The following is a 17540-nucleotide window of genomic DNA, read 5'->3' on the forward strand; positions in this document are numbered from 1 at the left end:
CGCCCCGGCTACAACGCCAGCCGGTGCGACTGCAGCGCCAGCATGCCGTCGAAGATCAGCGACTCGTGCAGCTCATGCGCGATCTCCAGCGTGGGTGCCACCTTCCAGCCGGCGCCGCCTGTCATGAAGGTCAGCGGCGCATGGCCGGCGCGCTTGCTGAGGTGGCGATGCATGCGCTCGATGGCACCGGTGATGGCGTAGGTGCCGCCGCTGGTGAGCGCATCCGAGGTGTTGGTCGGGAACTCGCGCACCTCGCCGGTGGGCACGCGCAGGCCGGCGGTGCCGCCCTCCAGCGCGCGCAGCATGATGCCGTGGCCGGGCAGGATCAGGCCGCCAAGAAAATGGCCGCTGGCGTCCAGCGCATCCACCGTCACCGCCGTGCCCACCATCACCACCAGGGCGGCAAGGTCGCCGCCGCAGCGCTGCAACACATGCGAGCGCGCGCCTATCAGAGCCACGAAGCGATCGGCGCCGAGGCGGCCGGGGTAGTCATAGCCGTTCGTGACGCCGCCGGCATGGGCGCTGGAGACCACCCAGCGCGGTTCCAGGTGATCCCACAGCTCCAGCTGTTCCTCGACGCGCCGGCGCACCGCATCGCCGGCCACATTGCAGCCCAGCATGCTGTGCGGCGGGCTCAGGTCTTTCCATTCGGCCTCGGCCAGCTGGTCGATGTTCTCCAGGAATACCGCACCATGGGCAAGCAGCACCGCCCCGGGCTGGGGCGAGGCATAGACGGCCCATTTGAGGCGGGTATTGCCGATGTCGATGGCGAGAAAACTCATGGAGTTGGCGGCTGCGGCTGCGACAGCGCACAGCCTAACAGCAGTTGCGCTGCGGGCAGATTGGACAGCCCACTCTAGCAACACCCGTCAAGTCGCCATGGCAGGCACCGATAGCATCGAATGGCGCTGCTGCGACACAACAAATCAACGAGACAAGCCTCATGAAATCCCTCTCGATCTCCACCAAGCTCTGGATCCCGGTCATGGTGATGGCCCTGTTCATGGTCCTGATGACCACGCTGGCCGCCACCCGCACCAGGCATCTGCAGGCATTGGCCAGCCAGACGCAAAGCCTGCAGCAGCGCAAGCTGGAGCTGGCCCATGCCTGGGCCGGGCAGGCCGAATCGATAGACCCGCGCAGCGCGCAACGCATCGAGGCCATGCAGCAGGAGTTCGAGGGCCTGGCCAGCAGCGCCGATGAGCAGGCCCTGCTGCAGCGCCTCGCCGGCATGCGCGAGGCCTTTGTGGCGGCACGCCAGGCGCTCGCCAAGCAATGGGCCGAGGGCGGCCAGGCCGAGGCGCCGCCCGCCCCTCCGGTCTATCGGGCCTATCTGGAGAGCCAGCAGGCCATGGTCAAGCTGCAAAGCGGCAAGGCCAGCGAGTTGCGCGAGGCCGCTGGCGCCGAGCGCATGCGCACGGTCTGGAGCGTCGCCGCGGTGAACGCGCTGGTGGTGCTGATACTGGCAGTCGCGTCGCACTATCTCGTCAAGCTGGTGTCGCAGCCGCTGCGCGAGCTGGTGGGCACGGCCGAGCGCATCGGCGCGGGCGACCTCACCGGCAGCATCGCCACCGAGCGCCGCGACGAGATCGGCGATGTGCAGCGCGCGCTGTGCCGCATGAAGGATGCGCTGAACCAGGTCGTGCGCGAGGTGCGCCATGGCACCGACAGCATCCAGACCGCCAGCGCCGAGATCGCCACCGGCAACACCGACCTGAGCCAGCGCACCGAGCAGACCGCCTCCAATCTGCAGCAGGCCGCCAGCTCGATGAGCCAGCTCACCGGCACGGTGCGCCAGAGCGCCGAGAGTGCCGCCACCGCGAACCAGCTCGCCAGCAGCGCCGCCCAGGTGGCGCAGCGCGGCGGCGCGGTGGTCGCGCAGGTGGTCAGCACCATGGACGAGATCAACACCAGCTCCAAGAAGATCGGCGACATCATCGGCGTGATCGACGGCATCGCCTTTCAGACCAATATCCTGGCGCTGAATGCCGCGGTGGAAGCGGCGCGCGCCGGCGAGCAGGGCCGCGGCTTTGCGGTGGTGGCCAGTGAGGTGCGTTCGCTGGCGCAGCGCAGCGCCGAGGCCGCCAAGGAGATCAAGAGCCTGATCGGCGCCAGCGTCGAGCGCGTGGAGGCCGGTGCCCGCCTGGTGCAGGACGCCGGCAGCACCATGAACGAGATCGTTGCCAGCGTCGGTCGCGTCAGCGACATCATCGGCGAGATCTCGGCCAGCACCGTCGAGCAGAGCCAGGGCATAGGCTCGGTGAACGGCGCGGTGGTGCAGCTCGACCAGATGACGCAGCAGAACGCCGCGCTGGTGGAGCAAAGCGCCGCGGCGGCCGAGTCGCTGAAGGACCAGGCCGTCAAGCTGGCCTCGCTGGTGAGCAGCTTCAGGCTCGGCGCCGGCGAGACGCGGTGAGCTACAGCAATTCTTTTTGCATGAACACGCTCAGCGGGTCGTCGCGGTAGCTGCCGAAGGGGCCGCGGCGCTGGTAACCAAGCGCCGCATAGAAGGCCAGGGCCTCGGGCTGGTAGGGCCCGGTTTCGAGCGTGAGCAGGCCGCAGCCGCGTGCCGCCGCGGCCGACTCCAGCGCCGCCAGCAGCCGCCGCGCCACACCCAGACCACGGCTGTGCGGGCTCACAAACATGCGCTTGAGCTCGCCGTAGTCCGGCTCCAGCACCACCGCGCCGCAGCCTATGGCCCGACCGGCGCCATCCCGCGCCACCGCGAACAGCACATGCGCCTGCTTGAGCGAGGCCAGGTCCAGCGCATAGCGGCACTCGGGCGGATAGAGCTGGTCCTGATAGGCATCGAGCTCGGCAATCAGCGCGATCACCTCGGGCTGATCGGGCGATTCAAATGAAATGTTTGCCGCCATGGCTCAGGCGCTCCTTTGCAGGCCCAGCTCGGCCTGCAGGCCCTGCCAGGCGGCGCTCAAGCCCACCACCTCGCCCACCACCAGGATGGCCGGGCTGGCGAGCTGCTCGCGCCGCAGCATGGCGGGCAGCTCGGCCAGGCTGCAAAGACGCTGGCGCTGCCGCGGCGTGTGCGCAGCCGCGATCGCTGCGACCGGGGTCTGCGCCGGCAGGCCGCCGTCGACAAGAGCCTGCACGATGGACTCGGCGCGCGCCAAGCCCATATAGATCACCAGGGTCAGCCGGCTTTGCGCCAGCGCCGCCCAGTCTGGCGCCACCCCACCCTCGCCGTTATGCCCTGTCACCAGGGCCACGCCCGGGGTGCAGCGGCGGTCGGTCACCGGCACGCCGATACTGGCCGGCGCGGCCAGGCCGGCGCTGATGCCGTTCACCAGCTCCACCGCGATGCCGGCGGCCCGCAGCGCATCCGCCTCTTCGCCGCCACGGCCGAACACACAGGGGTCGCCGCCCTTGAGCCGCAGCACACGATGGCCGGCGCGCGCCTCGCGGATCATCAGCTCGTGGATAAAGCGCTGTTCCGTCGAGATGCAGCCACCGCGCTTGCCGACGCGCAGCACGCGGGCCGCCGGATTCGCCAGCGCGAGCACGCGGGCATCGACCAGATCGTCGGTCAGGATCACCTCGGCGGCCTGCAGGCGCTTGAGCGCCTTGAGCGTCAGCAACTCGGGATCGCCGGGGCCGGCACCGACCAGGCAGACAGGGACTGTGTTCATGATGATGAGACCTCCTCGGTTTGCGCGGCCACCAGCCGCCGTAGCGCGGGCAGGCAGGAGCCGCATTGGGTGCCGCAGCGCAAGGCCGCCTGCAGGCCCGCCAGGCGCTCGCTGGGCGTGCCACTGCAATGGCCAAGCTGGCTGCGGATGCTGGCCTCCGACACGTCGAAACAATTGCAGACCTGGGGGCTGCGCGGCACCGTGGCCAGCACCGCGTCCGGCTGTTCGGGCGCGAGCAGCCGGCTGCCATGGGGTGCCACCGGCAAGGCCTCGCGCCACAGCGGCAACAGCCAGGCGGCGCTGCCGCGCTCACCCACCAGCAGTAGGGCCTGCAGGCGCGCCTCGGCACCCTCGCCGCTTAGGCGCAGCAGGCGGCTGCGGCCGCGCCGGGTGTCGGCATAGCGCAGCACCCCCATGCCACGCAGGCCCAGGGCCTCGGCCAGGCGCGCCACCAGGGCGGCGGACGGCGCCTCGGCGCAGGCAGCCTCGAAGCTCCAGCCCTCGCGCTGCGCCGGCCCGGCCACCGGCACGCAGTGCGCATAGGCGAACTCGGCCAGCAGGGCGCGCAGGCGGGCACGCATGGCTGCGCCCTCCCCGCCATCGCACCAGGCCGCGCCACTGATCCGCCAGGGCAGTTCCAGGCGCTGCAGCGAGATGGCGGCGTACTTCAGCTCGGGCTGCTTGGACTCGGGGCAGAAGCCCGGCTGGGTGAGTGCGTTGACGCCAAGTCCGGCAACGAACTCGCTGCCCCAGTGCATGGGCAACCAGGCCTGAGCCGGCGCCACGCTGGCGTCGGCGCGCAGCGGCAGCGTCAACTCGCCCTGCGCCGAACGGAGCTGCAGCAGATCGCCCTCGGCCAGTCCGCGGCGTGCAAGCTCCTGCGGGTGCAGGCTTAAGCCCGGCACGCCCTCATGGCCGAACAGCCTGGGCACCACGCCGCTGCGGCTCATGCCATGCCATTGGTCGCGCAGCCGGCCGGTGCTGAGCGCCAGCGGATAGTTCGCATCCGCCGGGGCCAGCGGCGGCGCATAGGGCTTGGGCGTGAAGCGGGCACGGCCGTTGGCGGTGGCAAAGCGGCCGTCTTCGTAAAGCCGCGCCCGGCCCTGCAACGCGCCCTCGGGAAAAGGCCATTGCTGCGGGCCGGCGCGGTCCAGCAGCGCATAGCTCAGGCCGCTGATGTCCAGGTCGCGGCCGCGCGTGGCCTCGCGGTGTTCCAGCCAGAGCTGCTCGGGCCGCTCGAAGCGGCCAAAGCGGTGCGGCAGGCCCAGCTCTCGTTCCAGCGCAGCGGCGATGTCGCTCGCGATCCGCCAATCGGCCCTGGCCTGGCCGGGCGGCGGCACGGCGGCGCGCACGCGCGAAATGCGGCGCTCGCTGTTGGTCACCGTGCCCTCCTTCTCGCCCCAGGTGGCGGCCGGCAGCAGCACATCGGCATAGGCGGCGGTGGCGGTGTCGGCAAAGGCCTCCTGCAGGATCACGAACTCGCAGCGCTGCAGCGCGCGGCGCACCAGGGCCTGCTCGGGCAGCGACTGGGCCGGGTTGGTGCAGGCTATCCAGAGCGCCTTGATCTCGCCGCGTGCGGCTGCCTCGAACAGCTCCACCGCGGTCTTGCCCGGTGTTTCTGGCAGCGCATCGACGCCCCAGAGCCGCGCGATCTCGGCGCGGTGCTGGGCATTGGCGGGGTCGCGATGGCCGGGCAGCAGGGTGGCCATGCCGCCGGCCTCGCGCCCGCCCATCGCATTGGGCTGGCCGGTGAGCGAGAACGGCCCGGCGCCCGGGCGGCCGATCTGGCCGGTGGCCAGGTGCAGATTGATCAGCGCGGTGTTCTTGGCGCTGCCGCTGCTGCTCTGGTTCAGGCCCATGCAGTAGAGCGAGAGGCTGGCGGGCGAGCGCGCAAACCATTCGGCCGCACGCAGCAGATCGGCCTCGGCAATGCCGCAGATGCGCGCCGCCGCGGCCGGGCTCATGCTGCGCACCAAGGCCTTCAGCGCATCGAAACCCTCGGTGTGCGCGGCGATGAAGCCCTGGTCTATCCAGCCCTCCCAGATGCAGGCATGCAGCATGCCCTGGAACAGCGCCACATCGCTGCCGGGCTGGATCTGCAGATGCAGGTCGGCGAACTCGGCGCTCTCGGTGCGGCGCGGGTCCACCACAACAATCTTCATCTCGGGCCGCTGCGCACGCGCCGCCTCGATGCGGCGGAACAGGATGGGGTGGGCCCAGGCCGGATTGGCGCCGGCGATCAAGAGGCAGTCGGCCAGCTCCACATCCTCATAACAAGCCGGTGGTGCGTCAGACCCCAGCGTCTGCTGGTAGCCCACCACCGCCGAGCTCATGCACAGGCGCGAGTTGCTGTCGATATTGTTGGTGCCCAGCACCGCGCGCGCCAGCTTGTTGAAGGCGTGGTAGTCCTCGGTGAGCAGCTGGCCCGAGATGTAGAAACCGATGGCGTCGGGGCCATGCTCGGCGCGGATGGCCGCCAGCCGCGCAGCGATGCGGTCGTTCGCCTCGTCCCAGCCTAACGCCTCGGGCGCCGCAGCGCGCTCGCGCCGCCATTGCGGCTGCAGCAGCCGGCGCGTGCGCAGCACCTCGGGCGCGGCCGTGAGGTGCAGGGTCGAACCCTTGCTGCACAGGCGGCCGTAATTGGCCGGATGCTCGGGATCGCCGCGCACGCCGGTGATCTGCGCGCCCGCGCTCTCGATGATCACCCCACAACCGACGCCGCAGTAGGGGCAGGTGCTGCGTGTCTCGGCCATTTCAGCAGGCCCGGGTGCAGGGCCCCGCCTTCACGGGCAGCAGCTCGATCGCGATGGTGTCGAGCTCATGCTGATTCAGCAAGACCTGACCCTCGACGACCCGCACGCTGAAGCTGGGCGTACTGCCCTCATCGGGTTCGCGCGCGCAGCCGCTGTCGAGCGCGATGGTCCAGTTGTGCAGCGGGCAGGCCACGGCCTTGCCGAACACGATGCCCTGACTCAAGGGCCCGGCCTTGTGCGGGCAGCGATCCAGCAGCGCAAACACCTGGTCGTCGGCGGTGCGGAACAGCGCGACTTGCGGCCCATTGGAACGCTGCACGCGGCGGGCGCCTAGCAGCGGGATGTCGCTCACGGCGCAGATGGCTTTCCAGTCACTCATGAATAGCTGCTCCTCAGACGGCTTCAAATTGACGCAGATCGACCTTGGCGCGGTCGAAATCGAACCAGGGATCGGGCTCACCAGCGAGCGCGAACTGCAACTCGGCCCACAAGGCGCGGCGACCCTCGTGGTCGTCGAGGATCCTGGCCGTCACATGGTCCAGACCGACACGGCTGACGTAGTGCACGGTGCGCTCCAGGTACCAGCCCTCCTTGCGGTAGAGCTGCATGAAGGCACCGGTGTACTCCAGCACCTCCTCGACGGTCTTGAGCTTGGTGAGGAAATGCGCCACCTCGGTCTTGATGCCGCCGTTGCCGGCGATGTACATCTCCCAGCCACTGTCCACGCCGATGATGCCCACGTCCTTGATGCCGGCCTCGGCACAGTTGCGCGGGCAGCCGCTGACCGCGAACTTGACCTTGTGCGGTGCATACATGCGCCACATCGCACGTTCCAGGTCCTTGCCCATCTGGGTGCTGTCCTGCGTGCCCATGCGGCACCACTCGGAGCCCACGCAGGTCTTCACCGTGCGCAGCGCCTTGGCATAGGCATGGCCCGAGGGCATGCCGATGTCGCGCCAGACATTCACCAGATCCTCTTTCTTCACGCCTAACAAATCAATGCGCTGGCCACCGGTGACCTTGACGGTGGGAATCTGGTACTTGTCCACCGCGTCGGCAATGCGGCGCAGCTCCGAACTATTGGTCTCGCCGCCCCACATGCGCGGGATCACCGAGTACGTGCCGTCCTTCTGGATATTGGCGTGGCTGCGTTCGTTGATGAAGCGGCTTTGCGGATCGTCCTGGGCCTCCTTGGGCCAGGAAGAGATCAGGTAGTAGTTGAGCGCGGGGCGGCAGCTCGCGCAACCGTTGGGCGTCTTCCAGCCCAGGGTCCGGTAGACCGCATCCAGGCTGGTGAGGTGCTCGGCAAAGATGGCATCGCGCACGTCCTGGTGGCTCAGCTCGGTGCAGGCGCAGATCGCCTTCTTCTTGGGTGTGGCCGAGTAGTCGCCGCCGGCGGTGAACATCAGCAGCTGCTCCACCAGGCCGGTGCAACTGCCGCAGGAGGCGCTGGCCTTGGTGTGCTTGCGCACCTCCTCCAGCGTGAACAGGCCTTTTTCCTTGATGGCCTTGCAGATGGCGCCCTTGCTGACGCCGTTGCAGCCGCAGACCTCGTCGCTGTCGGCCATGGCGGCCGCCTTGTTGTGGCCCTGGTGGCCGGCGTCGCCGATATTGGATTCGCCGAACATCAGCTTGTCGCGGATGTCGGCCACCTTGCGGCCCTCGCGCAGAAGCTTGAAGTACCAGCTGCCGTCGACGGTGTCGCCGTAGAGGCAGGCGCCCACCAGCTGGTCGTTCTTGATGACGAGCTTTTTGTAGACCCCCGCGAAGGGGTCGCTCATGACGATTTCCTCGGTGCCCTCGCCGCCCTGGAAGTTGCCGGCCGAGAACAGGTCGATGCCGGTGACCTTGAGCTTGGTGCTGGTCTGGCTGCCCTGGTAGCGACCGATGCCGAACTCGGCCAGATGGGTGGCGCAGACCTTGCCCTGCTCGAACAGCGGCGCCACCAGACCGTAGGCAATGCCGCGGTGCGCCGCGCATTCGCCCACCGCGTAAATGCGCGGGTCGGTCACGGTCTGCAAGGTGTCGCTCACCACGATGCCGCGGTTGCAATGGATGCCGGCCGACGCGGCCAGCTCGGTATTGGGTCGGATGCCGGCGGCCATCACCACCAGGTCGGCCGGGATCTCCTTTCCGTCCTTGAACTGCACGGCCCGGACACGGCCCCGGGTCGTGTCCTCCCCGTCTGCGCGCCCATCCTTGCCGCCGATGAGGGCTTGCGTCTGCGCCCCCAGCAGGAAGCGCAGGCCGCGCTGCTCCAGCGATTTGCGCAGCAGCTCGCCGGCCTGGTCGTCGAGCTGGCGTTCCATCAGCCAGTCGCCCAGATGCACCACCGTCACCTGCATGCCGCGCAGCATCAGGCCGTTGGCGGCCTCCAGGCCCAGCAGCCCGCCGCCTATCACCACCGCATGGCGGTATTTGGTGGCGGCCTCGATCATCGCGTTGGTGTCGGCGATGTCGCGGTAGGCGATCACGCCGTCCAGCTCCTTGCCGGGCACCGGCAGGATGAAGGGGCTGGAGCCGGTGGCGATCAGCAGGCGGTCGTAGGCCGCTTCGGTGCCATCGGCGGCCACCACCTTGCGGCGGATGCGGTCGATCTGCGCCACCGGCTTGCCCAGGTGCAGGGTGATGCCATGCTGCGCATACCAGTCCAGCGGGTTGAGGATGATCTCGTCCAGCGTCTGCTCGCCGGCCAACACCGGGCTCAAGAGGATGCGGTTGTAGTTCGGATGCGGCTCGGCACCGAACACCGTGATCTCGTAGAGATCGGGGGCGATCTTCAGCAGCTCTTCCAGCGTGCGCACGCCGGCCATGCCATTGCCCACCATCACCAACTTCAGCTTCTTTGCTTCTTGCGTCGTCGTTTTCGTCATCGCGTCATCTCCGTTGCCCATCCAGCTATGCAAGCGCCGTGCCTGGCTTCATGCACCAGCCTGGGGTTGGTTTCATCCCACAGTGGCGCCATCTGCGGTCGCGCGCGGCCCGGCCGCTGATGACAATCGCGGCCATGAGTTTTGACATTGCCATCGGCCTGGCCAGCGCGCGCGGCCCGCGTGCCGATATGGAAGACTGCGCCGCGGTGCAGCGCGATGCCGCACGCGGCTGGATTGCCGCGGTGGCCGATGGCGTCTCGGCCGGCGGCGGCGGCCGCATGGCGGCGCGCACCACCGTCACCAGCTTGGTGCAGGACTTCTTCGCCGCACCCCCCGACTGGGATGTCAGCGTGGCGCTGGATCGCCTGATCGGCGCGCAGAACACCTGGCTCTTCGGCCACAACCGCCGCCAGCGCCAGGCCGCGCATGCGGAGCCCGCCGCGCTCACCACGCTCAGCGTGCTGGCCCTGCATGGCGACCGCTACACCCTGGCCCATGTGGGCGACACCCGCATCTACCTGCTGCGCGGCGACGCCTGCCTGCCGCTGACACAGGACCACAAGACTGAGGATGGCGGCGGCTCGCATTTCGCACGCCTGACGCGCGCCATCGGCCTGCATGAAACGCTGCAGATCGACTACGCCAGCGGCGCGCTGCATGCCGGCGATCGGCTCTTGCTGTGCACCGATGGAGTGCATGGCGCACTCAGTACGAAAGTGCTGAGCCAGCTGCTGCGTGACGGCGACGAGCCCCAAGCCTGCGCCGAGGCCCTGGTGCAGGCCGCGCTGGCCGCGGGCAGCCACGACAACGCCACCGCCCTGCTCCTGCAAGTGCGCGGCCTGGGCACCGATGGCAGCAGCCTGCTCGACACCGACCAGGGCCTGCCGGTGCCGCCGCTGCTGGCGCCGGGCGCGCAGCTCGATGGCCTGACCGTGCAGGCCCTGGTGGCCGACAACGGCGTGCACCGGGTCTACCGCGTGCAGCGCCGCGCTAACGGCCAGCTGCTGGCGCTCAAGACGCTTTGCGAGGGCCGCGCCGGCGACCCGCAGGAGCGCGCCATGCTGGCCCATGAGGGCTGGCTGGGTCAGCGCCTCGCCGGTGCCGGCCTGGTGCGCGTGCAGCCCCAGGCCGGCGCTGCTTCCTGCTTCTACCTCTTGTTCGACTGGCAGGAGGGCCAAACCCTGGAGCAGCTGATGCAAGGCGCCGAGCGCCCGGCCCTGCTGCCCTTTTTGCAGGCTGCCAGCGCCCTGAGCACGGCGCTCGCGCGCCTGCACCGCGCCGGCGTGGTGCATCGCGACATCAAGCCCGCCAATCTGCAGCTGGGCGCCGACGGTCAGTGGCGCATCCTCGACCTGGGCGTGGCGCTCTCGGGCCGCGAGCCCGAGGCCCTGCGCGATCTGCATGCCGGCACGCCCAGCTATATCAACCCCGAGCAATGGGCCGACCCGCCGGCACCGCCCGATGCCGGCAGCGACCTCTACGCCCTGGGCGTGACGCTCTACCAATGGCTCACCGGCCACCTGCCCTATGGCGAGATCGAGCCCTACCAGATGGCGCGTTTCCGCCGCGACCCGCGCGCGCCCTCGCGCACGCGGCCCGAGGTGCCGATCTGGCTGGACCATGTGCTGCTGAAGGCGGTGGCACGCGAGGCGGCCCTGCGCTTCGAGACCGCCGAAGAGCTGCTGCTGGCGCTCGAACGCGGCGCCGCCCGCCCCCTGCCCGCCCCCGGCAGCACGCCGCTGGCGCGCCGCAACCCGCTGGCGCTGTGGCAGATCGCGCTGGGCCTCTCGCTGCTGTTTAACGCACTATTGATCTACTGGCTCTTGTTCCTGCCGAGGTAGGCGGCCGCAGGCCGCTTCGTCACTCATGCTGGAGCCCCCTCCCGGAGGGGGCTCGGGGGAGCCCCATGTCACGCCCAGCGGGCGCGCCAGGCGCGCCAGGCCTGGCGCGCCCGCCGCGCTCTGCCCAAGTTCGGGTCCAGCGGATCTGCACCACGCGCAGCATCGCCAGCATCACCAGCGCGAGGACCGCAAAGGCCACGAAACCCCAGAGGTAGGTCGCGCCATGCTGCTTGGACAGGCCCATGGCATTGGGCAGAAATCCGCCGCCCAGCGCGCCGATCTCGCCGATCATCGAGCCCGCCACCGCCGTCGTCAGCGGCCAGCGCAGCGGCACCAGTTGGAACAGCGCGCCGTTGCCAGCGCCCAGGGCCGCAAAGCAGAGCATGAAGAGCAGGGTGGTGGCCACCACCGACTGGCCGCTCAGGCCGCACAGCAGCAGGCTGGCCGCCACCAGCAGCAGCACGCCGCTGAGGGTGTTGACGCCGCCGATGCGGTCCGAGATATAGCCGCCCGCCACGCGCACCGCCGAGCCCATCAGGGTGGCCAGCATGGTGAGCTGGCCGGCCTCGATCTTCGTGACCTTGAACTGGTCGTAGAAATAGGTGGGCAGGAAGCTGGCCAGGCCGATGAAGCCGCCGAAGGTGACGATGTAGATCAGGCTGAAGGCCCAGCCGTCCTTCTCCCACAAACAGGCCAGGTGCTCGCGCAGGCTCTGATGCTCGCGGTCGGGCGGCTCCTTGGCGGCGAACCACATCACCGCCATCGGCAGCAGCATGGTCAGTGCGGCCAGGCCGTAGACCGCCTGCCAGCCATAGGCCGCGGCCAGCGGCGGCGCAAACAACACGGCCAGCACCGTGCCCGAATTGCCAGCGCCCGCCAGGCCCATGGCCAGGCCCTTGTAGCGCGGCGGGAACCAGCCGCTGCCCAGCGACAGCGCCACACCGAAGCTGGCGCCGGCAATGCCCAAGAGCACGCCCATCAGCAGCACCTCGTTGTAGCTGTCCACCATGGTGTAGCCGAAGGCCAGGGCGGCGACGATCAGGCTCATCTCCACCATCGCCGCGTTCTTGCGGCCTATGTATTGCGAAAGCACGCCGAGCGGGAAGCGCATCAGCGCGCCCGCCAGTATGGGCACCGAGATCATGAAGCCCTTCTGCGCGGCATTGAGCGAAAAACTCTCGCTGATGAAGGGCGCCATGGCCCCGTTCAGTACCCAGACCGCAAAGCAGAAGTCGAAGTACAGGAACGAGGCCAGCAGGGTGGGCCAGTGGCCGGAACGCACAAAGGTCTTGAAGCTGGACATGCGGGGTTCGCCAGGTTGAAGGATGGAAGGAAGAAATCGAGCAGAGACGCCCTGCTCGTTGCAAGCCCCGTGCCAAGGCCATGCCCCGGCGCCCCGGGCGGGGCCACGCCGCGCTTTGGTGCAGGGCGCACTGGAACAGGTGCCACCAGCACGGGGCCGTGCATGGCGGTGCAGCCCATATGACCAAGGGCAGGCCCCGACCGCCCGGCTATATTGCGCGGCCGACCATCGCGAGGGAGCCCGGCTTGAGCCAGACAGCGAAAACGAAGAGCAAGAACAACGCACCCTGGCGGCGCCGCTGGCGTGGCCGCCTGGGCCTGGCGGCATTGGCGCTGGCCGGTGCGGCCGGCTGGCTGTACTGGCATCGCCCCGCACCGCCGCCCGCGCCACCCTCGGCGATCGTGAGCCTGGCCGATGTGACGCAGACGGTGCAGGCCGGCGGCGTGCTGCAGGCGCGCACGCGCGTGGAGGTAGGCGCCCAGGTGAGCGGCCAGATCCAGGCCCTGCATGTGCAGCTAGGCCAGGCGGTCAAAAAGGGCGAGCTGCTGGTGAGCCTGGACCCCGAACTGGCGCGCAGCGATGTGGCCCAGGCCGAGGCCGCGCTGGCGCAGCAGCGCGCCATGCTGGACGGGCGCCAGATCGATCTGCAGACGGCCAAGCGCGAGCTGGCACGCCAGCAGCGCCTGCTGGCCGGCCAGGCCACCGCCGCCACCGAGGCCGAGCGCGCCGAGACCGAGCTGGCCAAGCTGGAAGCCGATGTGCGCGGCCAGACCGCCACCGTGGCGCGCCTGCAGGCCGACCTGGCGAACCGCCAGCTGCGCCTGGGCTATACGCGCATCAGCGCGCCGATGGACGGCACGGTGGTGAACCTGCCGGTGCAGGAAGGCCAGACCGTGATCGCGGTGCAGGTCACGCCGGTGATGCTGACGCTGGCGAATCTGGACACCATCACGGTGCGCGCGCGCGTGCCCGAGGCCGACATCCAGGCCATCCAGGTGGGCCAGCTGGCGCGCTTCAACACCCTCGCCGGCGAGGGCAAGCGCTACGAGGGCAGGGTCAGGGTGATACAGCCCATCCCCGAGCGCACCGGCAATGCGGTGTTCTACAACGTGCTGTTCGAGGTCGAGAACCGCGACCGCAAGCTGTTCTCGGACATGACGGTGCAGGTCGACATCGAGACCGGCAGCGCCCGGCAGGTGCTCAGCATCCCCACCGTGGCGCTGGGCGAGCGCGGCAAGGACGGCCGCTACACCGTGCAGCTGCTGGACGCCACCAACAAGCAGACGCCGCGCCAGGTGCGCGTGGGCCTGCAGGACGGCGCCCGGGTGCAGGTGCTGGAAGGCCTGAAGGCGGGCGACAAGGTGTTGCTGGCGCCGCCCTCGGCCGAGGCCGCGGCATCGGCGGCATCCTCCGGAGCCGGCTGATGGCCCTGATCGAGCTGCGCGAGGTCGCGCGCCATTACCGCCTGGGCGAGATCGAGGTGCCGGCGCTGGACGGCGTCAGCCTGGCCATCGAGGCGGGCGAGTTTGTCGCGGTGATCGGCCAGTCGGGCTCGGGCAAGAGCACGCTGATGAATGTGCTGGGCTGCCTGGACAACCCCACCCAGGGCCAGTTCCTGATCGACGGCCACGATGCCAGCGAACTGCGCCCCGACGAATTGGCGGCGCTGCGGCGCGAACGCTTTGGCTTCATCTTCCAGCGCTACCACCTGCTGCCGCATCTGGATGCGCGCGCCAATGCCGCGCTGCCCGCCGTCTATGCCGGCGTGGGCGCGAGTTCACGCGCCGCACGCGCCGCCGCGCTGCTGGAGCGCCTGGGCCTGGGCGATCGCATGCAGCACAGGCCTAACGAGCTCAGTGGTGGCCAGCAGCAGCGCGTGTCGATCGCGCGTGCGCTCATGAACGGCGGCCAGATCATCCTGGCCGACGAGCCCACCGGTGCGCTCGACTCCGGCTCGGGCGCCGAGATGCTGCGCCTGCTGCGCGAGCTCAACGAGCGCGGCCACACCGTCATCATCGTCACCCATGACCCCAGCGTGGCGGCGCATGCGCGCCGCATCATCGAGCTCAAGGACGGCAAGCTGCTGCGCGATGGCGGCACCCCCGCCGGCCACCGCGCGCCCGCGCAGCCCGAGAGCGCCGGCCCGGCCCTGCAACAGGGCGGCCTGCTGCACCGCCTGCAGGTGCAGTGGCGCGAGGCCCTGCAGACCGCCTGGCTGGCCCTGCAGGGCAACCGCCTGCGCACCGCGCTCTCGATGCTGGGCATCAGCATAGGCATCGCCTCGGTGGTGAGCATCGTGGCGCTCAGCAGCGCGGCGCGCAGCTCCATCGAGGGCGATCTGGGCTCGCTGATTTCGGGCCGCATCCCGGTCTGGCGCGGCAACCCCAACCTGCCGCCCGGCGCCGTGGCCAAGGCCTTCAGGCCCTATGAAATCGACGCGCTGCGCGCGCTCGGCGGCGTGAAGGGCATCACCATCAACCGCGAGACCCAGCTGAGCGCGCGCCACCAGTCGCGCGACGCGATGCTGCAGGCGGTGGGCAGCGACGCCGCCACGCTGAAGGCGCGCAAGCTCAAGGTCGCGCAGGGGCGCTACTTCAACGCCATTGACTATGAACAGCATGCCCAGGTGCTGCTGCTGGACGAGAAGGCGCGCGACGCGCTCTTCAAGCCGGGCGTCTCGCCGCTCGGCCGCACCGTGTTCGTGAACCCTGCCGCCGGCATGCCCGATGCGGCCCAGCTGTTGCCGGGCGCCCCGCCGCCGGCGCCCGGCGCGGCCATGCCGTTCACGGTGATCGGCGTGCTGGCCTCGGAGGGCGGTGCCTTCAGCTTTGGCGGCTGGCTGGGCCAGCTCTACCTGCCGCACAGCACCTATGCGCGCAAGCTCGACACGCGCGCCGAGGTCGACAACTTCGATGTGCTGCTGGACATGAGCGTGCCGCCCGCCCAGGTGCGCGAACAGATCGCCCACCGCCTCAAGGCCCTGCATGGCGCCGAGGACTTCGGCAGCTGGAACGGCGAGGAGGAGTTCCGCAAGTTCCAGAACATCACCAGCGTGATGGCCCTGGTGTTTGCCGGCGTGGCCGCGATCTCGCTGCTGGTGGGCGGGGTGGGGGTGATGAACATCATGCTGGTGTCGGTGTCGGAGCGCACGCGCGAGATCGGCATCCGCATGGCGGTGGGCGCGCGCCAGGGCGATGTGCGCCTGCAGTTCCTGATCGAGGCGGTGCTGCTGTGCTGCCTGGGCGGCATGGTGGGCGTGCTCTTGAGCTGGCTGGCCGCACAAGGCATCAACGCGGCCCAGCAGCAGCTCAAGGTGGAGGTGAGCTGGGCGGCGCTGGCGGTGGCCTTTGCCGTCTCCAGCGCGGTGGGCCTGCTGTTCGGCACCCTGCCGGCGCGGCGTGCCGCGGCGCTCAGCCCGGTGGATGCGCTGGCGCGCGAGTGAAAAGCAACAACAACCGAGAACTCATCCATGACCCGCTATGCCCTCGGCCTGCAGCTATCCGTCCTGCTCCTGCTCGGCGCCTGCGCCGCGCCGCCCCTGCCCGGCCCGGCGCCGGTGCAGGATCTGCCGGCGGCCTGGCAGACCCTGGGCGAGGGTGCCGCCCCCGACTGGGCCGGGCTGCTGGACGAGCAGCTCGCGGCCCTGCAGGCCCAGGCCCTGCGCGCCAACCGCGACATCGCCCAGGCGGCGTTGCGCTGGCAGCAGGCCCGGACCCAGGCCGCGCTGGGCGATCTGCGCCTCGCACCCAATGCCGGCCTGAATGCCTCGGGCAGCCATGCGCTGGAGCGCCAGGGCGATACGCGCCATGTCGAGGTGGGCGGCGTCAACCTGCCCGTGCCCGGCAACCGCGGCTGGAGCCGCAGCTACGGCGCCTCGGTCGGCGTGAGCTATGAGCTCGACCTCTGGCAGCGCCTGGCGCAGCAGAACGCGGCCCAGCTGGCGCAGGCCGAGGCCGCGCGCACCGACATCGCCGCGGCGCGGGCGCTGATACGCGCGCGCGTGGCCGAGTGCTACTGGACGCTGGCAGCGATTGCCGAGCAGCGGCCGCTGGCGCTGCAGCAACAGCGCATCAACGAGGAGCTGCTGCAACTGATCACGCTGCGCGTGCGCGAAGGCAAGCTGCTGCCGATCGAGATCGACAAGGCCGCCGGCGCCCTGCAGCAGGCGCGCGTCCGCCTGGGCGAGCTGGACGCCGATGCGCGCATCCAGGCCAATAGCCTGGCCCTGCTGCTGGACCAGGCGCCGCCCGGCCCGACGCTGCAGGCGCCGCGCCTGCCCGGCAGCGCCCTGCCGCGCTGGCAGCTGGGCGCACCCGCCGAGGTGCTGGCGCAGCGCCCCGACGTGCAGCGCGCGCGCCTGGGCGTCGACGCGGCCCTGGCCAGGCTGAAGGCCAGCGATGCGGCGCGTTATCCGCAGCTCAGCTTCAGCGCCAGCGCCAGCAGCGGCGGCACCGCCTGGCGCGACTGGTTCCAACAACCGCTGGCCTCGCTGGGCAGCAATCTGGTGGTGCCGCTGATCGACTGGCGCCGCCTTGATCTGCAGCGCGACATGGCGCGCAGCGAGCTGGAGCTGGCCGCGCTGGCGCTGCGCGACAGCTTGCACAAGGCACTGGCCGAGATCGAGGCCCAGGCCGGCGATGCCGTGCGCTTGCAACAGCAGCTGGACGCCAACCAGAGCCGGTTGCATGAGGCGCAGCGAGCCGAGGCGCTGGCGCGCCTGCGCCTGGAGGTGGGCACGCTGGCGCGCGCCGACTGGCTGCAGACCCAGAGCGCCCTGCTGGACGCCGAGCAGGGCCGCATCCAGCTGCGCCTGCGCGCCTGGCTGGCGCAGGCCGCGCTGTTCAAGGCCCTGGGCGGCGCGGCGGGCGCCGAACCCCCGGGCGCGTGAAGAAACTAGGGCCTGTTAACACTACGTTTGCCCGTGCGAACGGGGCCGGCAGGGCCCAGGTCTAGGCGGACGACGAAGCCCAGGCTGGCTGCCTGGGCGAGGAGTTCAACGACGAGATGGGCCCTGCCAGCCCCGTTCCCTTCGGGTTGCCACCAGAAAAGCCGTGCACGTCGTTGCAAATCCTCGCCGGGGGAGTCACCCCGGCTTCGGTTTGCGCCTAGTTCACGGCTTTTCT

The 17540-nt window shown here is 70.0% G+C and carries 12 protein-coding genes; 5 read left to right on the top strand and 7 right to left on the bottom strand.

The window, feature by feature from the left end:
* Positions 1–8: 8 nt before the first annotated feature.
* Positions 9–782, bottom strand: coding sequence for a type III pantothenate kinase (locus tag WG898_RS09480; RefSeq protein ID WP_339602530.1), 774 nt, complete (start codon positions 780–782; stop codon positions 9–11).
* Between the two features lie 161 nt (positions 783–943).
* Between WG898_RS09480 and WG898_RS09485 the strand changes: the two genes are divergently transcribed.
* On the top strand, positions 944–2416 hold the full coding sequence (locus WG898_RS09485) for a methyl-accepting chemotaxis protein (protein ID WP_339602531.1): 1473 nt from the start codon (positions 944–946) through the stop codon (positions 2414–2416).
* 1 nt (position 2417) lies between these two features.
* Here WG898_RS09485 and WG898_RS09490 read toward each other — a convergent pair whose 3' ends face one another.
* From WG898_RS09490 to nirB, 5 genes are read right to left on the bottom strand one after another with little or no spacing between them, the layout of a single operon-like run.
* On the bottom strand, positions 2418–2876 hold the full coding sequence (locus tag WG898_RS09490; protein ID WP_339602532.1) for a GNAT family N-acetyltransferase: 459 nt from the start codon (positions 2874–2876) through the stop codon (positions 2418–2420).
* A gap of 3 nt (positions 2877–2879) precedes the next feature.
* The gene (cobA, locus tag WG898_RS09495; RefSeq protein WP_339602533.1) at positions 2880–3647 is read right to left on the bottom strand and encodes a uroporphyrinogen-III C-methyltransferase; all 768 of its coding nucleotides are present in this window, start codon (positions 3645–3647) and stop codon (positions 2880–2882) included.
* Entirely contained in the window at positions 3644–6400 is a 2757-nt protein-coding gene (locus WG898_RS09500) for a nitrate reductase (protein WP_339602534.1), read from the bottom strand. The genes cobA and WG898_RS09500 overlap by 4 nt, the downstream gene beginning before the upstream one ends.
* Before the next feature lies 1 nt (position 6401).
* On the bottom strand, positions 6402–6779 hold the full coding sequence (nirD, locus tag WG898_RS09505; protein WP_339602535.1) for a nitrite reductase small subunit NirD: 378 nt from the start codon (positions 6777–6779) through the stop codon (positions 6402–6404).
* A gap of 13 nt (positions 6780–6792) precedes the next feature.
* Complete coding sequence (gene nirB / locus WG898_RS09510) at positions 6793–9273, bottom strand: nitrite reductase large subunit NirB (RefSeq protein WP_339602536.1); 2481 nt, start codon at positions 9271–9273, stop codon at positions 6793–6795.
* A gap of 134 nt (positions 9274–9407) precedes the next feature.
* Here nirB and WG898_RS09515 point away from each other — a divergent pair, with 134 nt between their 5' ends.
* A complete protein-coding gene (locus tag WG898_RS09515) occupies positions 9408–11114 on the top strand; it encodes a bifunctional protein-serine/threonine kinase/phosphatase (RefSeq protein WP_339602537.1) in 1707 nt (568 codons plus the stop codon).
* Between the two features lie 19 nt (positions 11115–11133).
* On the opposite strand, the gene WG898_RS09520 is transcribed toward WG898_RS09515, so the two are convergent.
* On the bottom strand, positions 11134–12417 hold the full coding sequence (locus tag WG898_RS09520) for an MFS transporter (RefSeq protein ID WP_339602538.1): 1284 nt from the start codon (positions 12415–12417) through the stop codon (positions 11134–11136).
* 245 nt (positions 12418–12662) lie between these two features.
* On the opposite strand from WG898_RS09520, the gene WG898_RS09525 reads away from it, so the two are divergent.
* From WG898_RS09525 to WG898_RS09535, 3 genes are read left to right on the top strand one after another with little or no spacing between them, the layout of a single operon-like run.
* Positions 12663–13841, top strand: coding sequence for an efflux RND transporter periplasmic adaptor subunit (locus tag WG898_RS09525; protein WP_339602539.1), 1179 nt, complete (start codon positions 12663–12665; stop codon positions 13839–13841).
* Complete coding sequence (locus WG898_RS09530) at positions 13841–15859, top strand: ATP-binding cassette domain-containing protein (RefSeq protein ID WP_339602540.1); 2019 nt, start codon at positions 13841–13843, stop codon at positions 15857–15859. The genes WG898_RS09525 and WG898_RS09530 overlap by 1 nt, the downstream gene beginning before the upstream one ends.
* A 27-nt stretch (positions 15860–15886) precedes the next feature.
* Positions 15887–17305 carry a TolC family protein gene (locus WG898_RS09535; protein WP_339602541.1) on the top strand — a complete coding sequence of 473 codons (1419 nt, stop codon included), beginning with the start codon at positions 15887–15889 and terminating at the stop codon, positions 17303–17305.
* The last annotated feature ends 235 nt before the right edge of the window (positions 17306–17540 follow it).

Source organism: Paucibacter soli, assembly GCF_037482845.1.
Classification (GTDB): domain Bacteria; phylum Pseudomonadota; class Gammaproteobacteria; order Burkholderiales; family Burkholderiaceae_C; genus Paucibacter_B; species Paucibacter_B soli.

Bases quoted from the DNA above. Each gene is read 5' to 3' on its own strand.
- WG898_RS09480 (WP_339602530.1), bottom strand. From the start codon at position 782: ATGAGTTTTCTCGCCATCGACATCGGCAATACCCGCCTCAAATGGGCC.
- WG898_RS09485 (WP_339602531.1), top strand. From the start codon at position 944: ATGAAATCCCTCTCGATCTCCACCAAGCTCTGGATCCCGGTCATGGTG.
- WG898_RS09490 (WP_339602532.1), bottom strand. From the start codon at position 2,876: ATGGCGGCAAACATTTCATTTGAATCGCCCGATCAGCCCGAGGTGATC.
- cobA (WP_339602533.1), bottom strand. From the start codon at position 3,647: ATGAACACAGTCCCTGTCTGCCTGGTCGGTGCCGGCCCCGGCGATCCC.
- WG898_RS09500 (WP_339602534.1), bottom strand. From the start codon at position 6,400: ATGGCCGAGACACGCAGCACCTGCCCCTACTGCGGCGTCGGTTGTGGG.
- nirD (WP_339602535.1), bottom strand. From the start codon at position 6,779: ATGAGTGACTGGAAAGCCATCTGCGCCGTGAGCGACATCCCGCTGCTA.
- nirB (WP_339602536.1), bottom strand. From the start codon at position 9,273: ATGACGAAAACGACGACGCAAGAAGCAAAGAAGCTGAAGTTGGTGATG.
- WG898_RS09515 (WP_339602537.1), top strand. From the start codon at position 9,408: ATGAGTTTTGACATTGCCATCGGCCTGGCCAGCGCGCGCGGCCCGCGT.
- WG898_RS09520 (WP_339602538.1), bottom strand. From the start codon at position 12,417: ATGTCCAGCTTCAAGACCTTTGTGCGTTCCGGCCACTGGCCCACCCTG.
- WG898_RS09530 (WP_339602540.1), top strand. From the start codon at position 13,841: ATGGCCCTGATCGAGCTGCGCGAGGTCGCGCGCCATTACCGCCTGGGC.
- WG898_RS09535 (WP_339602541.1), top strand. From the start codon at position 15,887: ATGACCCGCTATGCCCTCGGCCTGCAGCTATCCGTCCTGCTCCTGCTC.